This is a genomic window from Rhodomicrobium lacus (assembly GCF_003992725.1).
Taxonomy (GTDB): Bacteria; Pseudomonadota; Alphaproteobacteria; order Rhizobiales; family Rhodomicrobiaceae; genus Rhodomicrobium; species Rhodomicrobium lacus.
In genome coordinates, this window is sequence record NZ_RZNF01000012.1 from 1,054,877 (window position 1) to 1,071,484 (window position 16,608).

At 63.2% G+C, this 16,608-nt stretch carries 13 protein-coding genes; 9 read left to right on the top strand and 4 right to left on the bottom strand.

The window, feature by feature from the left end; all coding sequences use genetic code 11:
• Positions 1-34 precede the first annotated feature (34 nt).
• Positions 35-1,093, bottom strand: coding sequence for a L,D-transpeptidase family protein (locus EK416_RS14355; protein WP_127078653.1), 1,059 nt, complete (start codon positions 1,091-1,093; stop codon positions 35-37).
• A gap of 1,087 nt (positions 1,094-2,180) precedes the next feature.
• Here EK416_RS14355 and EK416_RS14360 point away from each other — a divergent pair.
• On the top strand, positions 2,181-2,837 hold the full coding sequence (locus EK416_RS14360) for a response regulator (RefSeq protein WP_164730041.1): 657 nt from the start codon (positions 2,181-2,183) through the stop codon (positions 2,835-2,837).
• A gap of 137 nt (positions 2,838-2,974) precedes the next feature.
• On the opposite strand, the gene EK416_RS14365 is transcribed toward EK416_RS14360, so the two are convergent.
• Positions 2,975-3,385 (bottom strand): YchJ family protein, encoded by a 411-nt coding sequence (locus tag EK416_RS14365; RefSeq protein WP_342634632.1) that lies wholly within the window; start codon positions 3,383-3,385, stop codon positions 2,975-2,977.
• 167 nt (positions 3,386-3,552) lie between these two features.
• On the opposite strand from EK416_RS14365, the gene arfB reads away from it, so the two are divergent.
• Positions 3,553-3,975 (top strand): alternative ribosome rescue aminoacyl-tRNA hydrolase ArfB, encoded by a 423-nt coding sequence (gene arfB, locus EK416_RS14370; protein WP_127078657.1) that lies wholly within the window; start codon positions 3,553-3,555, stop codon positions 3,973-3,975.
• A gap of 48 nt (positions 3,976-4,023) precedes the next feature.
• On the opposite strand, the gene EK416_RS14375 is transcribed toward arfB, so the two are convergent.
• Positions 4,024-5,388 (bottom strand): TrpB-like pyridoxal phosphate-dependent enzyme, encoded by a 1,365-nt coding sequence (locus EK416_RS14375; RefSeq protein ID WP_127078659.1) that lies wholly within the window; start codon positions 5,386-5,388, stop codon positions 4,024-4,026.
• A gap of 299 nt (positions 5,389-5,687) precedes the next feature.
• On the opposite strand from EK416_RS14375, the gene EK416_RS14380 reads away from it, so the two are divergent.
• Positions 5,688-6,404 (top strand): TerB family tellurite resistance protein, encoded by a 717-nt coding sequence (locus tag EK416_RS14380; RefSeq protein WP_127078661.1) that lies wholly within the window; start codon positions 5,688-5,690, stop codon positions 6,402-6,404.
• Positions 6,405-6,461: 57 nt separating this feature from the next.
• On the top strand, positions 6,462-7,253 hold the full coding sequence (locus EK416_RS14385) for an N-acetylmuramoyl-L-alanine amidase (RefSeq protein ID WP_127078663.1): 792 nt from the start codon (positions 6,462-6,464) through the stop codon (positions 7,251-7,253).
• On the opposite strand, the gene mutY is transcribed toward EK416_RS14385, so the two are convergent.
• Positions 7,250-8,434 carry an A/G-specific adenine glycosylase gene (mutY, locus tag EK416_RS14390; RefSeq protein WP_210211005.1) on the bottom strand — a complete coding sequence of 395 codons (1,185 nt, stop codon included), beginning with the start codon at positions 8,432-8,434 and terminating at the stop codon, positions 7,250-7,252. The genes EK416_RS14385 and mutY overlap by 4 nt on opposite strands.
• Positions 8,435-8,473: 39 nt before the next feature.
• Here mutY and EK416_RS14395 point away from each other — a divergent pair, with 39 nt between their 5' ends.
• From EK416_RS14395 to EK416_RS14415, 5 genes are all read left to right on the top strand, one after another.
• On the top strand, positions 8,474-9,103 hold the full coding sequence (locus EK416_RS14395; RefSeq protein ID WP_127078667.1) for a DUF721 domain-containing protein: 630 nt from the start codon (positions 8,474-8,476) through the stop codon (positions 9,101-9,103).
• A gap of 96 nt (positions 9,104-9,199) precedes the next feature.
• Positions 9,200-9,844, top strand: a complete 645-nt coding sequence (locus EK416_RS14400) for a DsbA family protein (RefSeq protein WP_245434067.1) — start codon at positions 9,200-9,202, stop codon at positions 9,842-9,844.
• A 119-nt stretch (positions 9,845-9,963) separates the two neighbouring features.
• Positions 9,964-10,749, top strand: a complete 786-nt coding sequence (locus EK416_RS14405) for a DsbA family protein (protein WP_127078669.1) — start codon at positions 9,964-9,966, stop codon at positions 10,747-10,749.
• Positions 10,750-10,814: 65 nt separating this feature from the next.
• Positions 10,815-14,273, top strand: a complete 3,459-nt coding sequence (locus tag EK416_RS14410) for a chromosome segregation SMC family protein (RefSeq protein WP_127078671.1) — start codon at positions 10,815-10,817, stop codon at positions 14,271-14,273.
• Positions 14,274-14,367: 94 nt separating this feature from the next.
• Entirely contained in the window at positions 14,368-16,527 is a 2,160-nt protein-coding gene (locus tag EK416_RS14415; RefSeq protein WP_127078673.1) for a hypothetical protein, read from the top strand.
• Positions 16,528-16,608 lie beyond the last annotated feature (81 nt).

Here is a 16,608-nt window from a genome sequence, read left to right on the forward strand (position 1 = left end):
TTTTTCTTCTGACATCGGGCAAGAAACGCCGCGATCAACGTTCCATCTTTTCCGCGGCGCTGGCCTTGATCGTCAGCTTGGCGTACCTGACGTGCGCGCTGGCGCGCTGCCTGCAATGCGGGAACTTCAGCGGGCAAATCTTGCTGCTGATCGCCGCCTTCAGGTCATGCCCGCTCCGCGAGCCGCCTTCATTGAAGACCTTGTGAAGCGTCGGCATGGTCGCCGGAGCTTCGGGTTGCGGCTGAGGCTTCTGATCGATTGCAACAGGCTTGATGTTGTCGGAGGCGTTGCTGGCCTCGTCCTGACGCGGAGCCTGACGCTGCTTTTCGAGCGGCTTGCAGCCCGGAAGCTGGACAGCGTGGCGAGCCTTGTCGCCGCGGCGGTCGGCGAAATAATAGCGGTTGTCGCAGATATAGGCCATGGGCGGCAGGCGGTCGCGGTCGAACAGAAGATCTGCGCGGCGCAAATCGGACCAGAATTCGTTCAGCTTGCGTGTATCTTCCAGCTCAGGGGCATACTTGGCAAAGCGGAAGGGCAGCGCGAGCACCGGCACATGCGACTGGCCGCCGCGCAGAGCCGCGCGAACCGCGTCGTAGACTTCCTCCACATTCGCATCCTGAATGGCGAAGCAGCCGATCGAGGAGCATTTGCCGTGAATGAGGATGCTCGATCCGCTGCGGCCGTTCATTTTGTCGAACGCATTCGGATAGTTGATGTTCATGGCGCGATGCCAGCGGGGGTTGGGGCCGATGAGGTCATCCCATTCCACGCGATACAGGCCTTCCGGGGACTGGCGATCCCCCTCGTACATCTTCGGGCCGAGGCCGCCCGCAAACTTGCAGATGCCGTAGGTCTTGAAGAGTTCGAAACGCGGACCTTTTTCGACCCAGAGTTCCAGTGTCGAGGTTTGCTTGTAGATCCGGATGAAGACGGGAGAACCGAGCTTCATGCCTTTGCCTTCGAACTCTGCAGCGAGCGCATTTTCCTTCTCAACCGCGCCGCGCGCATCGCGGCTTGTGGCGGAGGCTCCCTGAAAGGATGCCAGGCACAGGACGAACGCGCTTACCAGCACGCAGGCTAATCGATACTGCATCTTCACTCCTTGTAAACTACGCCAGACCAGCGCTCGCGCTGAATGGCGGTTTGAAGCTGTCCCAAGTCATGGGAAGAACAGGCTCAAGCTTCATTTCCAGAATCGGAATGTGATCTAAGTATGACCACGCTAATACAGATTGATACAGCGTTTTAGTACAATTTTATTTAAAGATTTTATCTGCGTTAATTTCAGGAAGCCTAACTTCATAACATTGAATTTGCAAGGCAATATGTTCGCGAAGATAATTCGATAACCTTTCAGACCTGATTTTTCTTCCGAATACTGTAGAAATTAATACGCCATCGCAGACAAGCGAAACCCGACGGAGAGCCGCGCAAGGCTTTGAAAACAAATCGAAAAAACATATCCCTCTGCGCAAGACCGCATCGCCGACAAGACCTCACGCCGAGTTAAAGCGCCCTGATGTCGAGAGCGATCTGCGAGCAACTTGGACAGTTGTCAGCCGCCGGGCTTAATGATCGGCGTTAATCTGCTGCGCGACGGCGCTACGCGGCGCCTTGAGCGTATAATTGCCCCGTTGTTCAGCGCCCTGCGCGCTTTTTGCGCACTTCCACCCGCATCGTAATCGCCCGACGCGCAGCCTCGGAGCGCTTCGATAACCGATCCTCAAGCAGGCGACGGCCAATTTGACAAATTCCGGGCTACCGTCAGCCGGTTTCGCCAGAACGCGCGCTTCTGTCGCAGATACAGGCCGTCATAATATTGCACACCAGAACTCTTGGCACGGCAATTGCTTTAAATCTGCTTGCGCTGCGCAAGCCGTGATGGTCGGATTGGCGTGACGTGACCCAGTTGGAACGGGAAACTCAGTCGCCGGTTGTTCGGGGTACTCCCTTGCCCCCGATAACCGGCGCTTTTTTTGGAAGAACAGGGCGCAGCACCAACCTCAGACTAACTTTCAGCTTTTCCCGCACTTTCATCTCCAGTATGGTCGGATATCCTTGCCGAGCCAATGCTTCGGGCTTTTTACTGAGGGTTCCGTTCGATAATGAGCGATGCTGCCTCCAGCGAACTTATAAAGAATATATTTCGATATGCTTCGTGCATTCTCGGAAACCGGCAATTGAGCCGTATTGCCATTATCGAGGCTTTTAAGGCGCGGGCCCTGAAGGGCGGATCGTCGAGACTTGAGCTTTACCGCCTCGTGAACGAGTATTCCGCGTCGAATGCGCCTCTTGCCGACGTTCGCTTCAGCGGAGGGCGCGGTATCGCCGCTGAACTTCTGCGGCTTTCCGGCGAGCACCGCCAGATCGTGGCCCTGCGCGCTGTCATGGGCCTGCCGTTTGTCGACGTGGCGGAAGTGATGGGGATGACCGAGCCCGCGGTTCGACGGGCATATATTTCATCGATCCGGGAATTGCGCGCCAAACCCGCAGTGCTGATAATCGAAGACGAAGCGATGATCGCGCTCGATCTCCAGAAAATTATCAAGACGCTCGGCCTTTCCGTCGCCGGCATCGCAAAAAATCGAGCCGAAGCCTTGCGCATAGCGGGCCAGTCTCGACCGAAGCTGATTGTCGCCGATTATCGGCTCAGGGACGAAACCGGTATCGATGTGGTGAATGCGATCCGCGAACAGATCCACGCGGACGTCATTTACCTCACCGCGCATCCGGAAGCTGTCACCGAGCAGCTTGGCGCGGCAAGCGAAGTGGTGCTGGCAAAGCCGTTCAACCCGCGCGCACTGGTCGCCGCTGTCCAGTCGAAGCTCGCGGCGTAAGGCGGGGTCCCGAGCGGCTGCCAGAGAAGGCCAGAGCCGGGTCCGATCCATGATCCAACCCGATCGGTGAATCCGCCTTCATTTCCGGAAGAGCCCGTTGCCGATCTGATTGCGAAGCCAGCCCTGCTATGGAACGATCACGGCTGCTTTTCGAAGTCGCCATCGACATAGTACCAGCGGCCATCTTCGCGGACGAAGTGGCTCGTTTCGCGGATTTCCCACACGCGGCCATTCGCCTTGTAACGCGCGACGAATTCGACATCGGCGGTGTCGGGTCCGGTGACATCATGACGCAGAACTTTCAGTCCCAGCCAACGGCGTGCCGATTTCTCGACATCGAGATCGGTCGGACGCGTGCTCTCGTGCCAGGTTGCGAGCAGATAGTCCTGAAGCTTCAGCCCGAACCCCGTATAGCGGGATCTCATCAGCGCCTCGGCGTCCGCCGCAGGCTCGCCATCATGCAATCTTTGGCAGCACCGCTCATAGGTAAGGTGGCTGCCGCAGGGGCAAGGCCCACGATACGTCTTTTCCTCTGTCATGTCGGCCATGTCACTTCCGTTTGCGCACGCTCTCTCAATGGCGGCCAGCAAATCCCGCCATCGAACCGCGTGCTAACCCGCGTTCCTTAATCCGTATCGAAGACGTCGGCGATAAGCTACAAGCGAGGGTGCCTTTTTGGGCGACAAAGCAACACAACCAGGCGGGCAGGATCGGGATGATTGCGGTTACGGACAGGATCGACCTCGACGAGGGCGAGATCGCCGTCACGTTCATCCGCGCGAGCGGCCCCGGCGGTCAGAACGTCAACAAGGTTTCGACCGCAGCGCAACTGCGCTTCGACGCACGCCGCTCGCCAAGCCTGCCTGATGCGGTGCGATGGCGACTTGAGCGCATCGCCGGTTCGCGGTTGACGAAGGAGGGCGAGATCGTGCTCACGGGCGGCAGTTACCGCACTCAGGAGGCCAATCGAAAGGACGTCATCGACAGGCTCGTTCGCATGATCCGGCAGGCCGCCATCGAGCGGCCTGTCCGCAGGCCCACGCGTCCGACGCTTGGCTCGAAACAGCGGCGGCTCGCCGGAAAGTCGAAGCGGAGCGAAGTCAAGCGCCAGCGGCAAGCACCCGCCGCCAGCGATTAGCGTGGTTTCGCCCCGCGTCATCGATTGATGCCGCAGGGCTGCCTCCGGTTAAGCGGCCACGGCGGGCAGCTCGGAAAGGGCTGTCGCAAGCGCGCCTTCATCGTAGTCCTGATCGATCATCCGGCCTTCGAAATAGCTGATGTACGCGCCCATATCGAAATGGCCATGGCCCGAGAGGTTGAACAGGATGGTTTCGGCCTTGCCTTCCGCCTTGCAGCGCAGCGCTTCGTCGATCGCGCACCGCACCGCGTGGGTCGACTCGGGCGCCGGCACGATGCCTTCGGCCCGCGCGAACTGAACGCCCGCATCGAAACACGCCCTCTGGTGATAGGCGCGCGCCTCGATCAGGCCCAGTTCATGGACATGCGAAACCATCGGCGCCATGCCGTGGTAGCGAAGGCCGCCGGAATGCGTCGCGGGCGGCATGAACGTCGAGCCGAGCGTGTGCATCTTGACGAGCGGAGTCAGGTGCGCGGTGTCGCCGAAGTCGTAAGCGTACTTGCCGCGCGTCAGGGTCGGACAGGAGGCGGGCTCCACGGCGATGATGCGACGCTTCCGGCCGCCGCGCAGGTGCAACCCGATGAACGGGAACGCAACGCCGGCAAAGTTCGAGCCGCCTCCCGTGCAGCCGATGACGATATCCGGATCGTCCCCCGCCAGCTCGAATTGCTGGATGGCCTCCAGGCCGATGACGGTCTGGTGGAGCATCACGTGGTTCAGCACCGAACCGAGCGCATATTTCACCGCAGGGTCTTTGACGGCGATCTCCACCGCTTCGGAAATGGCCATGCCGAGCGAGCCCGGGCTGTTCGGGTTTTGCGCAAGGATGGCGCGACCGGACTCCGTCTGATCCGACGGCGAGGCGATGCAGCGCGCACCATAGGTTTCCATCAGCGCGCGGCGATAGGGCTTCTGATCGTAGGACACGCGGACCTGGAACACGGTCACGTCGATGCCGAACAGCGCGCCCGCGAAAGCGAGCGATGCGCCCCATTGTCCGGCGCCCGTTTCGGTGGACAGGCGCCGAATTCCCGCCTCCTTGTTGTACCAGGCCTGAGGCACGGCGGTATTCGGCTTGTGCGATCCGGCGGGCGAGACGCCTTCGTTCTTGTAGTAGATCCTGGCGGGAGTGCCGAGCGCCTGTTCGAGGCGGCGCGCGCGGTAGAGCGGCGACGGCCGCCACATGCGATAAACGTCGCGGATCGGCTCGGGGATTTCGATCTCGCGCTCGCTCGTCACTTCCTGCTCGATGAGCGCCATCGGGAACAGCGGTTCAAGATCGGCGGGACCGGCGGGCTGTTGCGTGCCCGGGTGCAGCACCGTTGGCAGCGGCACCGGCAGATCCGCCGTGAGATTGTACCAGAATTTCGGGATTTGCGTTTCGTCGAGAACGTATTTGAGTTGGTTGCTCATGCGACCTTCCACTGCTGCATTTTTAGGCAACCATACACCAGCTTTGAGGGACGTAACCGTGGCACTTTGCGGCGGCCGTTTTTGATGATGAAATTTGCGGCACATGGCATAGCCCGCGCAATGTAAATTCGTCAGGCGCATCCAGACCGGCATGCGGACAAAAAGAGACCGAAGATTTGGTCTCCCCCGGAAGGCCGATAAACTGTAAAGGCTCCTGCGGCGCTATCCCCTTTCTTTTTCAACCGGCTTTCGGCTAGGATACCTGCTGCAACTTCGCTTTGGCGGCTGGATCCGAAACGATGTCAATTTGGGGAAAACTTGCCGGAGCGGCGGCGGGCCTCGCTTTCGGCGGGCCACTCGGGGCGCTTTTCGGCGGCGTGGCGGGCCACGCGGTGGATCGCACCCTGTCGGATTCGGCCCACGACAAGCAGGTCGCCTTCACCATGGGTGTGATCGCGCTCGGGGCGAAGATGGCAAAGGCCGATGGCGTCGTCACGATAAGCGAGATCAAGGCGTTCAAGGAAGTGTTCAAGATCCCGCCGGGGGAGGAGCACAACGTCGCGCGCGTCTTCAATCTCGCGAAGCAGGACGTCGCTGGCTTCGAGATGTATGCGCGACAGCTTGGCCGCCTTCTGCGCAACGACCGCCAACTGCTTGAAGACGTGCTTGACGGCCTGTTCCATATCGCCATTTCCGATGGCCAGCTTCTTCCGGCCGAGGATCAGTTCCTTGCCGATGTGGCGAAGGAATTCGGCTTTACCCACATGGACTATATGGGCATTCGCGGGCGGCACTATCGCTGCGAGTTGTACGACCCCTACACCGTGCTTTCCGTTTCGCCGAACGTTTCGGACGCGGACCTCAAGGCGAAGTATCGCAAGCTCGTCGCGGAAAACCATCCGGACAAGCTCATCGCGCGCGGCGTGCCCGCCGAGTTCGTCGAGATCGCCACGAAGAAACTCGCCGCCATCAACGCGGCCTATGACGAGATCCGGCAATCCCGTCTCGCCGTTTAGCAACGGAAGCCGGACAGGCGAGCGGCTCAGCCTCAGAAAGCGTAGCGTACAGCCAGCATGACATCCGAAATTGCGACCCCATTTGAGCCCGACTCCGGGCTTGTTTCGCGCATCGTCGCCGCCGAAAACCGCGAGGAAAGGCGCGGGTGCACGAGCCCGAACATCCTCATCCTGCACTACACGGGCATGGAAAGCGCCGAAGCGGCCATCCGCTGGCTCGCGCTTCGGGAGTCGGGGGTTTCCTGCCATTATGTCGTGGACGAGGCGGGCGCGATCACGCAACTCGTGCCCGAAAGCTTGCGCGCCTGGCATGCGGGGCTTTCGATGTGGGAAGGCCGCGACGATGTGAATTCCCGCTCCATCGGCATCGAGATTCACAATCCCGGCCACGGCCTCGGCTATCCCGACTTTCCGCTCGCGCAGATGTTCGCCGTCGAAAAGCTCTGCCACGACATCGTTGCGCGCAACCGCATCGCGCCGCGCCATGTTCTCGCCCATTCGGACATCGCGCCCGCCCGCAAGGAAGACCCCGGCGAGAAATTCAACTGGGCATGGCTGGCGCTCGGCGGCATCGGCCATTGGGTCGAACCCGCGCCGATCGTGGAAGGAGACGCGCTCGACACGGGATCGTGCGGCGGCGCCGTGCGCGAGGTGCAAAAGAAGCTGGCGGCCTACGGCTACGGCATCGACGTCACCGGCGAATACGATGACGCCACGAGGATTGTGGTAAGGGCCTTCCAGCGCCATTTCCGGCCCGCGCTGGTGGACGGGCGCGCGGATCTGTCGACGTTGAAAACGCTCGACGCCCTGCTGGACGCGCTGCCAGCCGCCGACGCTCGGTTGTTTTAGCGCGTCGGCTGCATGGGGAGGCCCAGCGCTTCGAGACCGGACGCGACGGCCTTCTTCATGACGGAGGGAAGGGCGAAGGCGGCGAGATCATCGAGCGCGGCCCATTCGCCGGAAAACACCGCCGCAGCCGAAGGGTCTGCGTTCGCGTCTGCCGCGAAAACGCGAAGTTCGAGATGAAAATGCGTGAAGGTGTGCTGAACGGTGCGCGCCTGCCGCCACGCCACCGAGCCAGCGTGAGCGCTATCCGCAACGGCTGAATCGGGTAACGGCGAGACGGACCTGGCTGCTGCATCGCCCTTCGTTCGTCCGCGCTTCGGGCGCGCCGCCACTTCGACCGCCGCCGTCTCATCGACCACCCATTCCGACATCGGCACTTCCATCATGCCGCCGAGCAGGCCCTTGTCCGCGCGCCGACGAAGCAGGATGCAGCCGCCGCGAACGATGACGAAGGCTTCGCCTCGTCGGGTCGGTCTCGCTGCCTTGGCCGCCCGCAATGGAAAACGCTCCGCATCCCCCGTCCCGGCGGCGGCGCAGAACGCGCGAACCGGACACATGAGACATGAAGGGGTGCGCGGACTGCAAAGGCCCGCGCCGAGGTCCATCATCGCTTGCGCGTAATCGCCGGGGCGCGCTTCGGGCGTCAACTCGGCTGCCCGCTTTCGCAGCTCCGCCTTGGCGGCGGGAAGCGGCGTCTCGACCGCGAATACGCGCGCGAGCACACGCTCCACGTTCCCGTCGACAACGGCGGCGGGCAGATCGAAGGCGATGGCCGCAATGGCCGCCGAGGTGTACGCGCCGACGCCCGGCAGCGCCCGCAGACCCTCCTCGTCGGCAGGGAAGCCGCGCTCGGCGAGCGCTTGCGCGCACGCGTGCAGGTTCCGCGCCCGCGAGTAGTAGCCGAGCCCCGCCCACGCGGCGAGCACGTCGTCGCGCGAGGCGGCGGCCAGCGCTTCGACGGTCGGCCAACGCCGCGTGAACGCCTCGAAATAGGGAATGACCGCCTTCACGGTCGTCTGCTGAAGCATGATCTCCGACAGCCACACGCGGTAAGGGTCGACACGCTCGCCGGGCTTCGCCCGCCACGGGAGATCACGCCGCGCGGCGTCATACCAGCGAAGCAGTGCGTGCTGGAAGCTCCCGGCGGCGAATGGGGGCCGCGCGCTGTGCTTCTTCTGCATCATGTGCACACCAAACGGGGGCACCCGGCGTTTCGCGCCTTCATGTCATGCCTCGAATCAGCCATCGCCCAAGCTATGGCGGTCTTCAACGAACACGGCAAGAGCAGCGGCGCGAGCGCGCCGGCGGTTCCTTACAAAGGTCCGGTTTCCGTCGGGCGATTCATTGCGCCGGTCGCGGGCAAGACGCTCGCGCGGGGCGGCACGGTCATGGCGGAGCTTCTGGCCGAGTGGCCGGCGATCGCGGGCGAAAGCCTTGCGGCGCATACGAAGCCCGAGCGCCTGACGAAAGGCGCGCCGGAACCCGGCTTCGAAGGGCGCACACCGCCATCGGTGCTGCTCCTCAAGGTGGACCCGGCGAAGGCGCTCGACGTGCAATATATCGCGCCGCAGCTTGTGGAACGGATCAATCGCACGCTCGGCTTCCGCGCGGTGAGTGCGCTCCGGATCGTGCAGGGGCCAATCGCGGCGAAGCCCGCAAGACCGGCTCGCCGCGCACCGATCCGGCCCGCTTCGTCCTTGCAGGGAGAAACCGCATCGCCAGGCGCCACCGCCTCGACAGGCGGCACCCCATCCGCGACGCCAGAGCCGCAAGCCGCAATTCCGCAGCCGCAAGATCGCCTCGCCGCCGCGCTTGCCCGGATGGCCGAAGGTCGAAAGGCGCGCGGCCTCTGACCGCGTCTCCCCAGTCTCTTGCACGGTCATGCTTGAATTTTGTTGTCGCGCGCTCCAAAACATCGCAAACGCGGATTTAATTCTGGGAGAGCGCTCGTGTCCTCGAAACTGAAGTTTGCAGTCTACGCCCCGGTGGCGGCCATGGCTCTTGCTCTGGGCTTGTCCACAATAGCCGACGGTCACTTCGTTTCCCCGGCCGCGGCGCAGGAAGCGGCACAACCCGCCCTACCCGATCAGGCGCTTGGAAAGGCCGATGCGCCCGTGACGATCATCGAGTATTCCTCGCTTTCATGTCCGCATTGCGCGACCTTCCATCGTACCGTTCTGCCTGAACTCAAGAAGCAGTTCATCGAAACCGGCAAGGTTCGTTATGTGCAGCGCGAGTTTCCGCTGAATGACGCGGCCTTCGCGGGCTCCGTGCTGGCGCGCTGCCTCGATTCGAGCCGCTTCTTCGCATTCAACGATCTCCTCTTCCAGAAGCAGGAAGACTGGGCCTTCAAGCAGGATGCGCTCACGCCGCTGAAGCTCTATGCGAAGCAGGCGGGGCTGAACGATGCCGAGTTCAACAAGTGCCTCGCGAACGAAGACCTTCAGAAGAAGGTGCTGGCAGTCCGCGAACTCGGGGAGAAGCAGGGCGTGCGCGGAACGCCGACTTTCTTCATCAATGGCAAGAAGTTCGACGGCGCACCCACGATCGAGGCTTTCGCTGAAGCGGTGAAGCCGTATCTCGGCACGCAATAGGCAACATGAGGCGCCGCGAAAGCGGCGTTTTTCATTCATAGTGCCCAGTATGTGAAGGTCGAGGCGAGCCTGAGGGAGGCGTCATCTCGACTTCGACGGGCAAGGAACGGGTGGGACCGATGACCTTTTCAAACGTAGCGCGTCTTGTCGGCGCGGCGTCTTTCGCGGCACTTCTGGCCGGCTGCACCGGTGGCGTTTCATTGCCCGCCATGCCATCCATGCCCTCGCTTCCGTCGCTGTCGCTTGGTTCGGACGAAAGTGCCCAGGCTGACGCGGACAAGCCGAAGTCCGAGAAGCTGATCTCGGCGGCGGATCTCGCGGAGCCGGGCCCGCTCGGCGATCAGGTCATCGGCAAGGCGACCGCCCCGGTGACCATCGTCGAATATCTGTCTTTCACCTGCGCGAACAGCGCGAAGTTTCACGCCGAGACGCTGCCGAAGCTGAAAAAGGCCTATATCGACAAGGGCAAGGTGAAGCTCGTCCTGCGCGACTATCCGATCGGCAAGGCCGCCGCCGCCACCGCCGTTCTGAGCCGCTGCCTCCCGCAGAAGGACTATTCCAAGGTCGTGGAGAAGCTTCTGTCGACGCAACAGACGTGGGTTGCGCAGGAGGTTAAGCCCGATGACATTTACAATGCTGTGAAGTTCACAGGAATAAAGCGGGACAAGTTTGACGAGTGCCTCACGAATCAAAGCATTAATGATGCGTTGGTCCTGGTGAAGCAGCGAGGCCGGGGCTTCGGCGTTTCGGGCACGCCGACATTCTTCGTGAACGGCAAGAAAATGGCCGGTGCCGTGTCGTTCGAAGAGTTGCAGCCGGTTATCGAGGCTGCGCTGGCGAATCCCGCCGCGCCAACGGCGCAGCAGCCGCAGCCCCAGCAGCACGGTTCCGGCAATCCGGCCTGACGCGATCCGCTCGCGTCCACGGCTTGGCGGGCGTGACCGGGCGGTGAAACGGAAGGGCAAGACTTGTGCAGATCACACGGCTTAGGCTTCTTGGCTTTAAATCCTTCGTGGAGCCGACCGAGCTTCTGATCGGTCTCGGCCTGACGGGCGTCGTCGGGCCGAACGGTTGCGGCAAGTCGAACCTGCTCGAAGCGCTGCGCTGGGTGATGGGCGAAACGTCCTACAAGACCATGCGCGCGTCCGCGATGGACGACGTCATCTTCTCCGGCACCGACAAGCGCCCGGCCCGAAACATGGCCGAGGTGATGGTTGCCATCGACAACACGAAGCGCACCGCGCCCGCCGCCTTCAACGATGCCGATGTGCTCGAAATCTCGCGCCGCATCCAGCGCGAGGCCGGGTCCGTTTACAAGGTCAACGGCAAGGAGGTCCGCGCGAAGGACGTGCAGATCCTGTTTGCCGACGCGGCGACCGGCGCGCGCAGCCAGGCGATGGTCCAGCAGGGCACCATCGGCCAGCTCATCAACGCGAAGCCGCAGGATCGCCGCCGCATCCTCGAAGACGCGGCGGGCATCGCGGGCCTCTATACGCGCCGCCATGAAGCCGAACTTCGGCTGAAGGCCGCCGAGGCAAACCTCGAACGCCTGAAGGATGTGCTCGGCCAGCTCGGCAACCAGCTTGCAAGCCTCAGGCGGCAGGCCCGGCAAGCGCAGAAATATCGCGAATTGACGACCGAGCTTCGCAAGCTCGAAGCAATGCAGCAGCATTTGCATTATTCGGCGGCGAACGCAGCCGTGCAGAGCGAGGAAGCGCAGCTTCTCGAAGCCTTGCGCGCTGTCGGGCAGTTCACCCAGGCCGAAGCGGCTGCCCTGCGGCTTCAGGCCGAGGCGGCGGACGCGCTCCAGCCGTTGCGCGACGAGGAAGCGACGCGCGCCGCCGTGCTCCATCGCATCGAGGTTGAGCGCAACACGCTCGACCGTGAGGAAGCCCGCGCGAAGGAGCGCGAGGCCGAGCTTCGCGCGCGCCTCGTTCAGGTGCAGGCGGACGCCGAGCGCGAGGACGCAGCCATCGCGGAGGCGCGGGAGCTGCTCGAAAAGTTCGACCGCGACGAAGAAGCCCTGCGCGCGCTTGGCGATGGCACCGAGGCGCGGGCGGAAGCCGAGGCGCGCGCCGAAAACGCGATGGAGGGACTTGGCGAGGCGGAGGAAATGCTCAACGCGCTCACGGCGAAGGTGGCCGAGCTTCGCGCCGAGCGCCGCCAGCTTGAGGCGCAGATCGGCGAACACGGCAGCCGCGCGGGCCGCTTCGCGCAGCAGGAAGCCGAGCTTTCGCGGCAATTGGCAGACCTTCGCGCCCGGGCCGAGGCCGCTTCGCCCGTGGACGATTTGCGCGAAGACGTCGCCATGCTCGAAGCGCAGATCGAGACCATCGAAGGCGACATCATCGCGGCGGAGGAAGCCGTCGCGGCGGCTCGCCAGCGCGAAAAGGACACGCGCGATGCAGCCGGGGCCGCGCGGCTCCGCGCGAAGAGCCTCGAAACCGAGGTGGCCACGCTCATCAAGCTGCTGAAGCCGTCCGACGCGGGCCGGTTCAAGCCCATCGTCGACCAGATCTCCGTTTCGCCCGGCTATGAGGCCGCACTCGGCGCAGCGCTCGGCGACGATCTCGACGTAACGGCCGATCAGAACGCCCCGACACGCTGGACGCTCGTCAGCGATGCGGGCGGCGATCCCGCGCTGCCTTATGGCGCTGAACGGCTGTCGAATTTCGTGCGCGGTCCGCTTGAGCTTTCGCGCCGTCTCGCGCAGATCGGCGTCGTGGCGAGCCGCGACGAAGGCGAGCGGCTGAAGGCGAGTTTGGCCGTCGGCCAGCGGCTCGTGACGCGCGAGGGCGACCTCTGGCGCTGGGACGGGTTCGTGTCCGCCGCAAACGCACCGTCCGCCGCCGCGCGCCGCCTCGCAGAGCGCAACCGCCTCGCCGGGCTGGAGGAGCAGCTCGACGAGGTGCGCGAAGCCGCAGACCGCGCCGAAGCCGAGCGCCTTGCGGCGCAGAATGCCGCGACCGAGGCGCAGGCGTCCGAGAAGCGGCTTCGCGAAGCCGTTCGCGCGGCGCAGGCTCAACTGGCGCAAAAGCGCGCAACCTTCTCGCAGGCCGAGCGCGCCGCGATGGAGGAGGCGAACAAGCTTCGCAATATCGAGGAAGCGCGCGAACGCGCCGCCTATGCGCGCGAGGAGGCCGAAGCCGCCCGCGAAGATGCGCAGGCCGCGCTCGAAGAGGCTCGCCCGGTCGATCAGGCCGAAGCGGAGCTGGCGCGGCTCAAGGAGCGCGCCGCCGCCGCGCGCGACGTCTACACGCAGGCCAAGGCCGCGCTCGACGGCATCGACCGCGACATCCGCGCCCGCGCCTTTCGACTGAAGCAGATCGGCGAGGAGCGGCTTCGCTGGCTCCAGCGCACCAAGAGCGCGAATGCGCAGATCAACAGCCTCGCCGAGCGGCTCGACGGCATCCGGGCGGAACTGGCCGAGGCGGAGGAGCTTCCGGCGAAGATCGCGGACCGGCGGAACAAGATCCTAACCGAGATCGGGCAGGCCGAAACCGCACGCAAGGCCGCCGCCGACCAACTTGCCGCCGCCACGAACAGCCTGCGCGATGCAGACCGCGCGCTCCGCGATGCGCAGTCCGGGCTTTCAACCGCGCGCGAAACCCGGGCCCGCATTGAAGCGCGGCTCGAAGCCGCGCGCGAGCGCCGCGCGGAATACGCGAACGCGATCCGCGACACCTTCGAGTGTCAGCCGCCGGAGATCCTGAAAGCGGTCGGCCTGGAGGAAGACGCGGCGCTTCCCCCGCCGCAGGAGATCGAACAGCAGATCGTAAAGCTCAAGGCGGAGCGCGAGCGTCTCGGCGGCGTCAATCTGCGCGCCGAGGAAGAAGCGGCGGCGCTCGGCGGCGAGTTCGACGGCATGGAGAAGGAGCGCGCCGACCTTCAGGAGGCCATCGGCAAGCTGCGCACCGGCATTGCGAGCCTCAACAAGGAAGGCCGCAAGCGCCTGCTAGAAGCGTTCGACACGGTGCAAGCCCATTTCGTGCGACTCTTCCAGATCCTGTTCGGCGGTGGCGAGGCCGAACTGCAACTCATCGAAAGCGACGACCCGCTGGAAAGCGGCCTCGAAATCTTCTGCCGCCCGCCCGGCAAGAAGCCGCAGACGCTCACGCTGCTTTCGGGCGGTGAAAAGGCGCTGACCGCGCTCGCACTCATCTTCGCGGTGTTCCTCACGAACCCGTCGCCGATCTGCGTGCTCGACGAGGTGGACGCGCCGCTCGACGACGCCAACGTGGACCGCTTCTGCACCATGATGGAAGAGATGTCGCGCTCCACCGAGACGCGCTTCCTCGTCATTACCCATCACCCGATGACCATGGCGCGCATGAACCGGCTGTTCGGCGTCACCATGCAGGAGAAGGGCGTGAGCCAGCTCGTCAGCGTGGATCTGCAGGCGGCGGAGCGGTTCCGGGACGCGAGCTGACGCGCGAGCCGCGGTTTATATCTGATTACCCATCTCGACCGAAGCGGCGCTTCCGGTTATCACTTGCATAGCTCGGGCTAGTCGGGGACGGGGCATGCAGGATGGATTCGTACGAGAAGTGCGCGCCCCGCAGCAGGCGCGGCGGGCTTTCGGTCGCGCGCTTGCCGATTTCCGCATCAATGGCGCGACGACGCCACGCGGCTTGTACCCGGCTGAAGAGCAACTTCTCGATTGCGCTGCGCGTGGCGAGATTTGCGTAATTGGCGCCGATCTTCCTGACGAAGCCACGGATGATAAGCGGATCCGCACGGGCTTCCTTCGATTTCTGCTGCTCGGCGGCGATGACGAAGCGCCGGTGCACGAGAAGGGCGTCAGAATCGTGGGCGCGTACGTCGACGGACAACTCGACCTAGAAAGTGCGCACGATGTCCGCTCTCTTTATCTCGCGAATTGCAATATTGCCGCCGGCATTAACGGTCGCAGTTCATCTCTCGATGAAATCATTCTCCGCGGCTCCATGACTGGTGGTGTCAATCTTCAGACAGCTTCGATCGCCGGCAATGCATTTTTGAGAGACACTCGGGTTTCCGGCGAGGTGAGTTTGTCTGGAGCAGTGATCGGCGGCAATCTAGACTTCAGCGGCGCGACGCTCGCCCATGTGGGTGGCTGCGCGCTTAATTGCGATAGCGCGAAGGTGACCGGCACCGTCTTTCTGAATTGGTTTGGCGAGCGGCGTTTCGAGGCGCAAGGAGACGTTCGCTTGGTGGGTGCGGAAATTGGTGGCGATCTGAACTGTAGCGGCGCGACATTCGCCAATCCCGGCGACAAGGCGCTTTCTTGCGACCGCGCAAGAGTTGCAGGCAGCGTCTTTTTGAACTGCGACGGTGATCGGCGTTTCGAAGCGCAAGGAGAAGTGCGCTTCTTGGGCGCGGAGATTGGCGGCGTTTTGGTCTGCAGCGGTGCGACGTTCTCAAATCCGGGCGACAAGGCTCTTTCTGGCGACGGCGCGAAGGTCGCAGGCGACGTCATTTTGAGCTGCGACGGTGATCGGCGTTTCGAGGCGCAGGGAGAGGTGCGCCTCCCGGGCGTAGAGATAGGAGGCAATCTGGACTGCACCGGGGCCATACTCACCAATCTGCGCGGCCCCGCGCTTGCTGCAGACGGCGCGAAGGTTAGCGGCAGCGTCTTTTTCAGGCGTGACGGCGTGCGACGTTTCGCGGGTCGGGGAATAGTGCGCTTCACGGGCGCTTCTATCGACGGCGATTTTGCGTGCAATGGAGGTACTTTCACAGCTGGCGGAGCAGTTGCACTCAGTCTCGAGTCGGCACGCATCCGCGGTACCCTTTGGCTTGGGCCAGCAGCGCAACCCGTAAATCATCTTTGTGTCATAGAAGGGGCTCTCGTCCTCCAAGGGGCCCATGCTCACCAAGTTCAAGACGACCCCTCGCTCTGGGACGCGCAAAATAGCACTCTTGATTCGATCTATCTCGACGGTTTCACGTATAATCGCTTTGGTAGCCTCGCAAAAACAGACTGGAAGACACGTGCCGCTTGGCTGGCTCGGCAGCACCCTTCTGACCTTGGTGAGGATTTTCGTCCACAGCCCTTCGAACAACTTATCAAGGTGCTGCGCGACATGGGACATGACGCGAGCGCGCGCCGCATCGGACTTTTGAAGCAGCATTATCTGCAAAAGCGCAAGCGGCCGTGGACGATGCCCTTCCACACATGGCTCAAGGATCCGTTTCGCCAATGGCCGATTAAAAACCCCTTCCCGTGGCTGCTCAGTGTCGCGTTTGGCTGGTCCTGCGGTTACGGCTATCGCCCACACCGGCTCGTGGTCGCGCTTGTCGCGCTGTGGTTGGCGTGCGCCGCGCTTTATGAACGCGGCGCGGCAGGCGGCGGCTTTGCGCCCAAGGATGCGCAGGTCTGGACCAGCAACGACTACAAGGATTGCGCGACGAACTGGACCAACTGCAAAATGAGCGGCGACGCGCCAGGCAAGGTGACCCAGATCCTAGCGTTCAACGCCCTGACCTACTCCGCCGACGTGCTGCTGCCCGCCATAGACCTCGGCCAGCGCTCGGCTTGGACGCCGATGATGCGCAAGATCGAGGTGGATTTTCCAATCGTCGGCAAGGCGACGCTTCCACCTGCGACGCTGCGCGCTGTCTCTTGGGCGGAGAATATCCTCGGCGTGATGGGCGTGATCATGCTCGGCGCGATCCTCTCTGGCGTCATCAAGCGCGATTGAAGCCGCTGCGATGCGCCGTGCGCAGACCATGGTAAGCTTTTCTTAACGCATCGCGCGCGACGGTGACGTTCCATGTGTGAG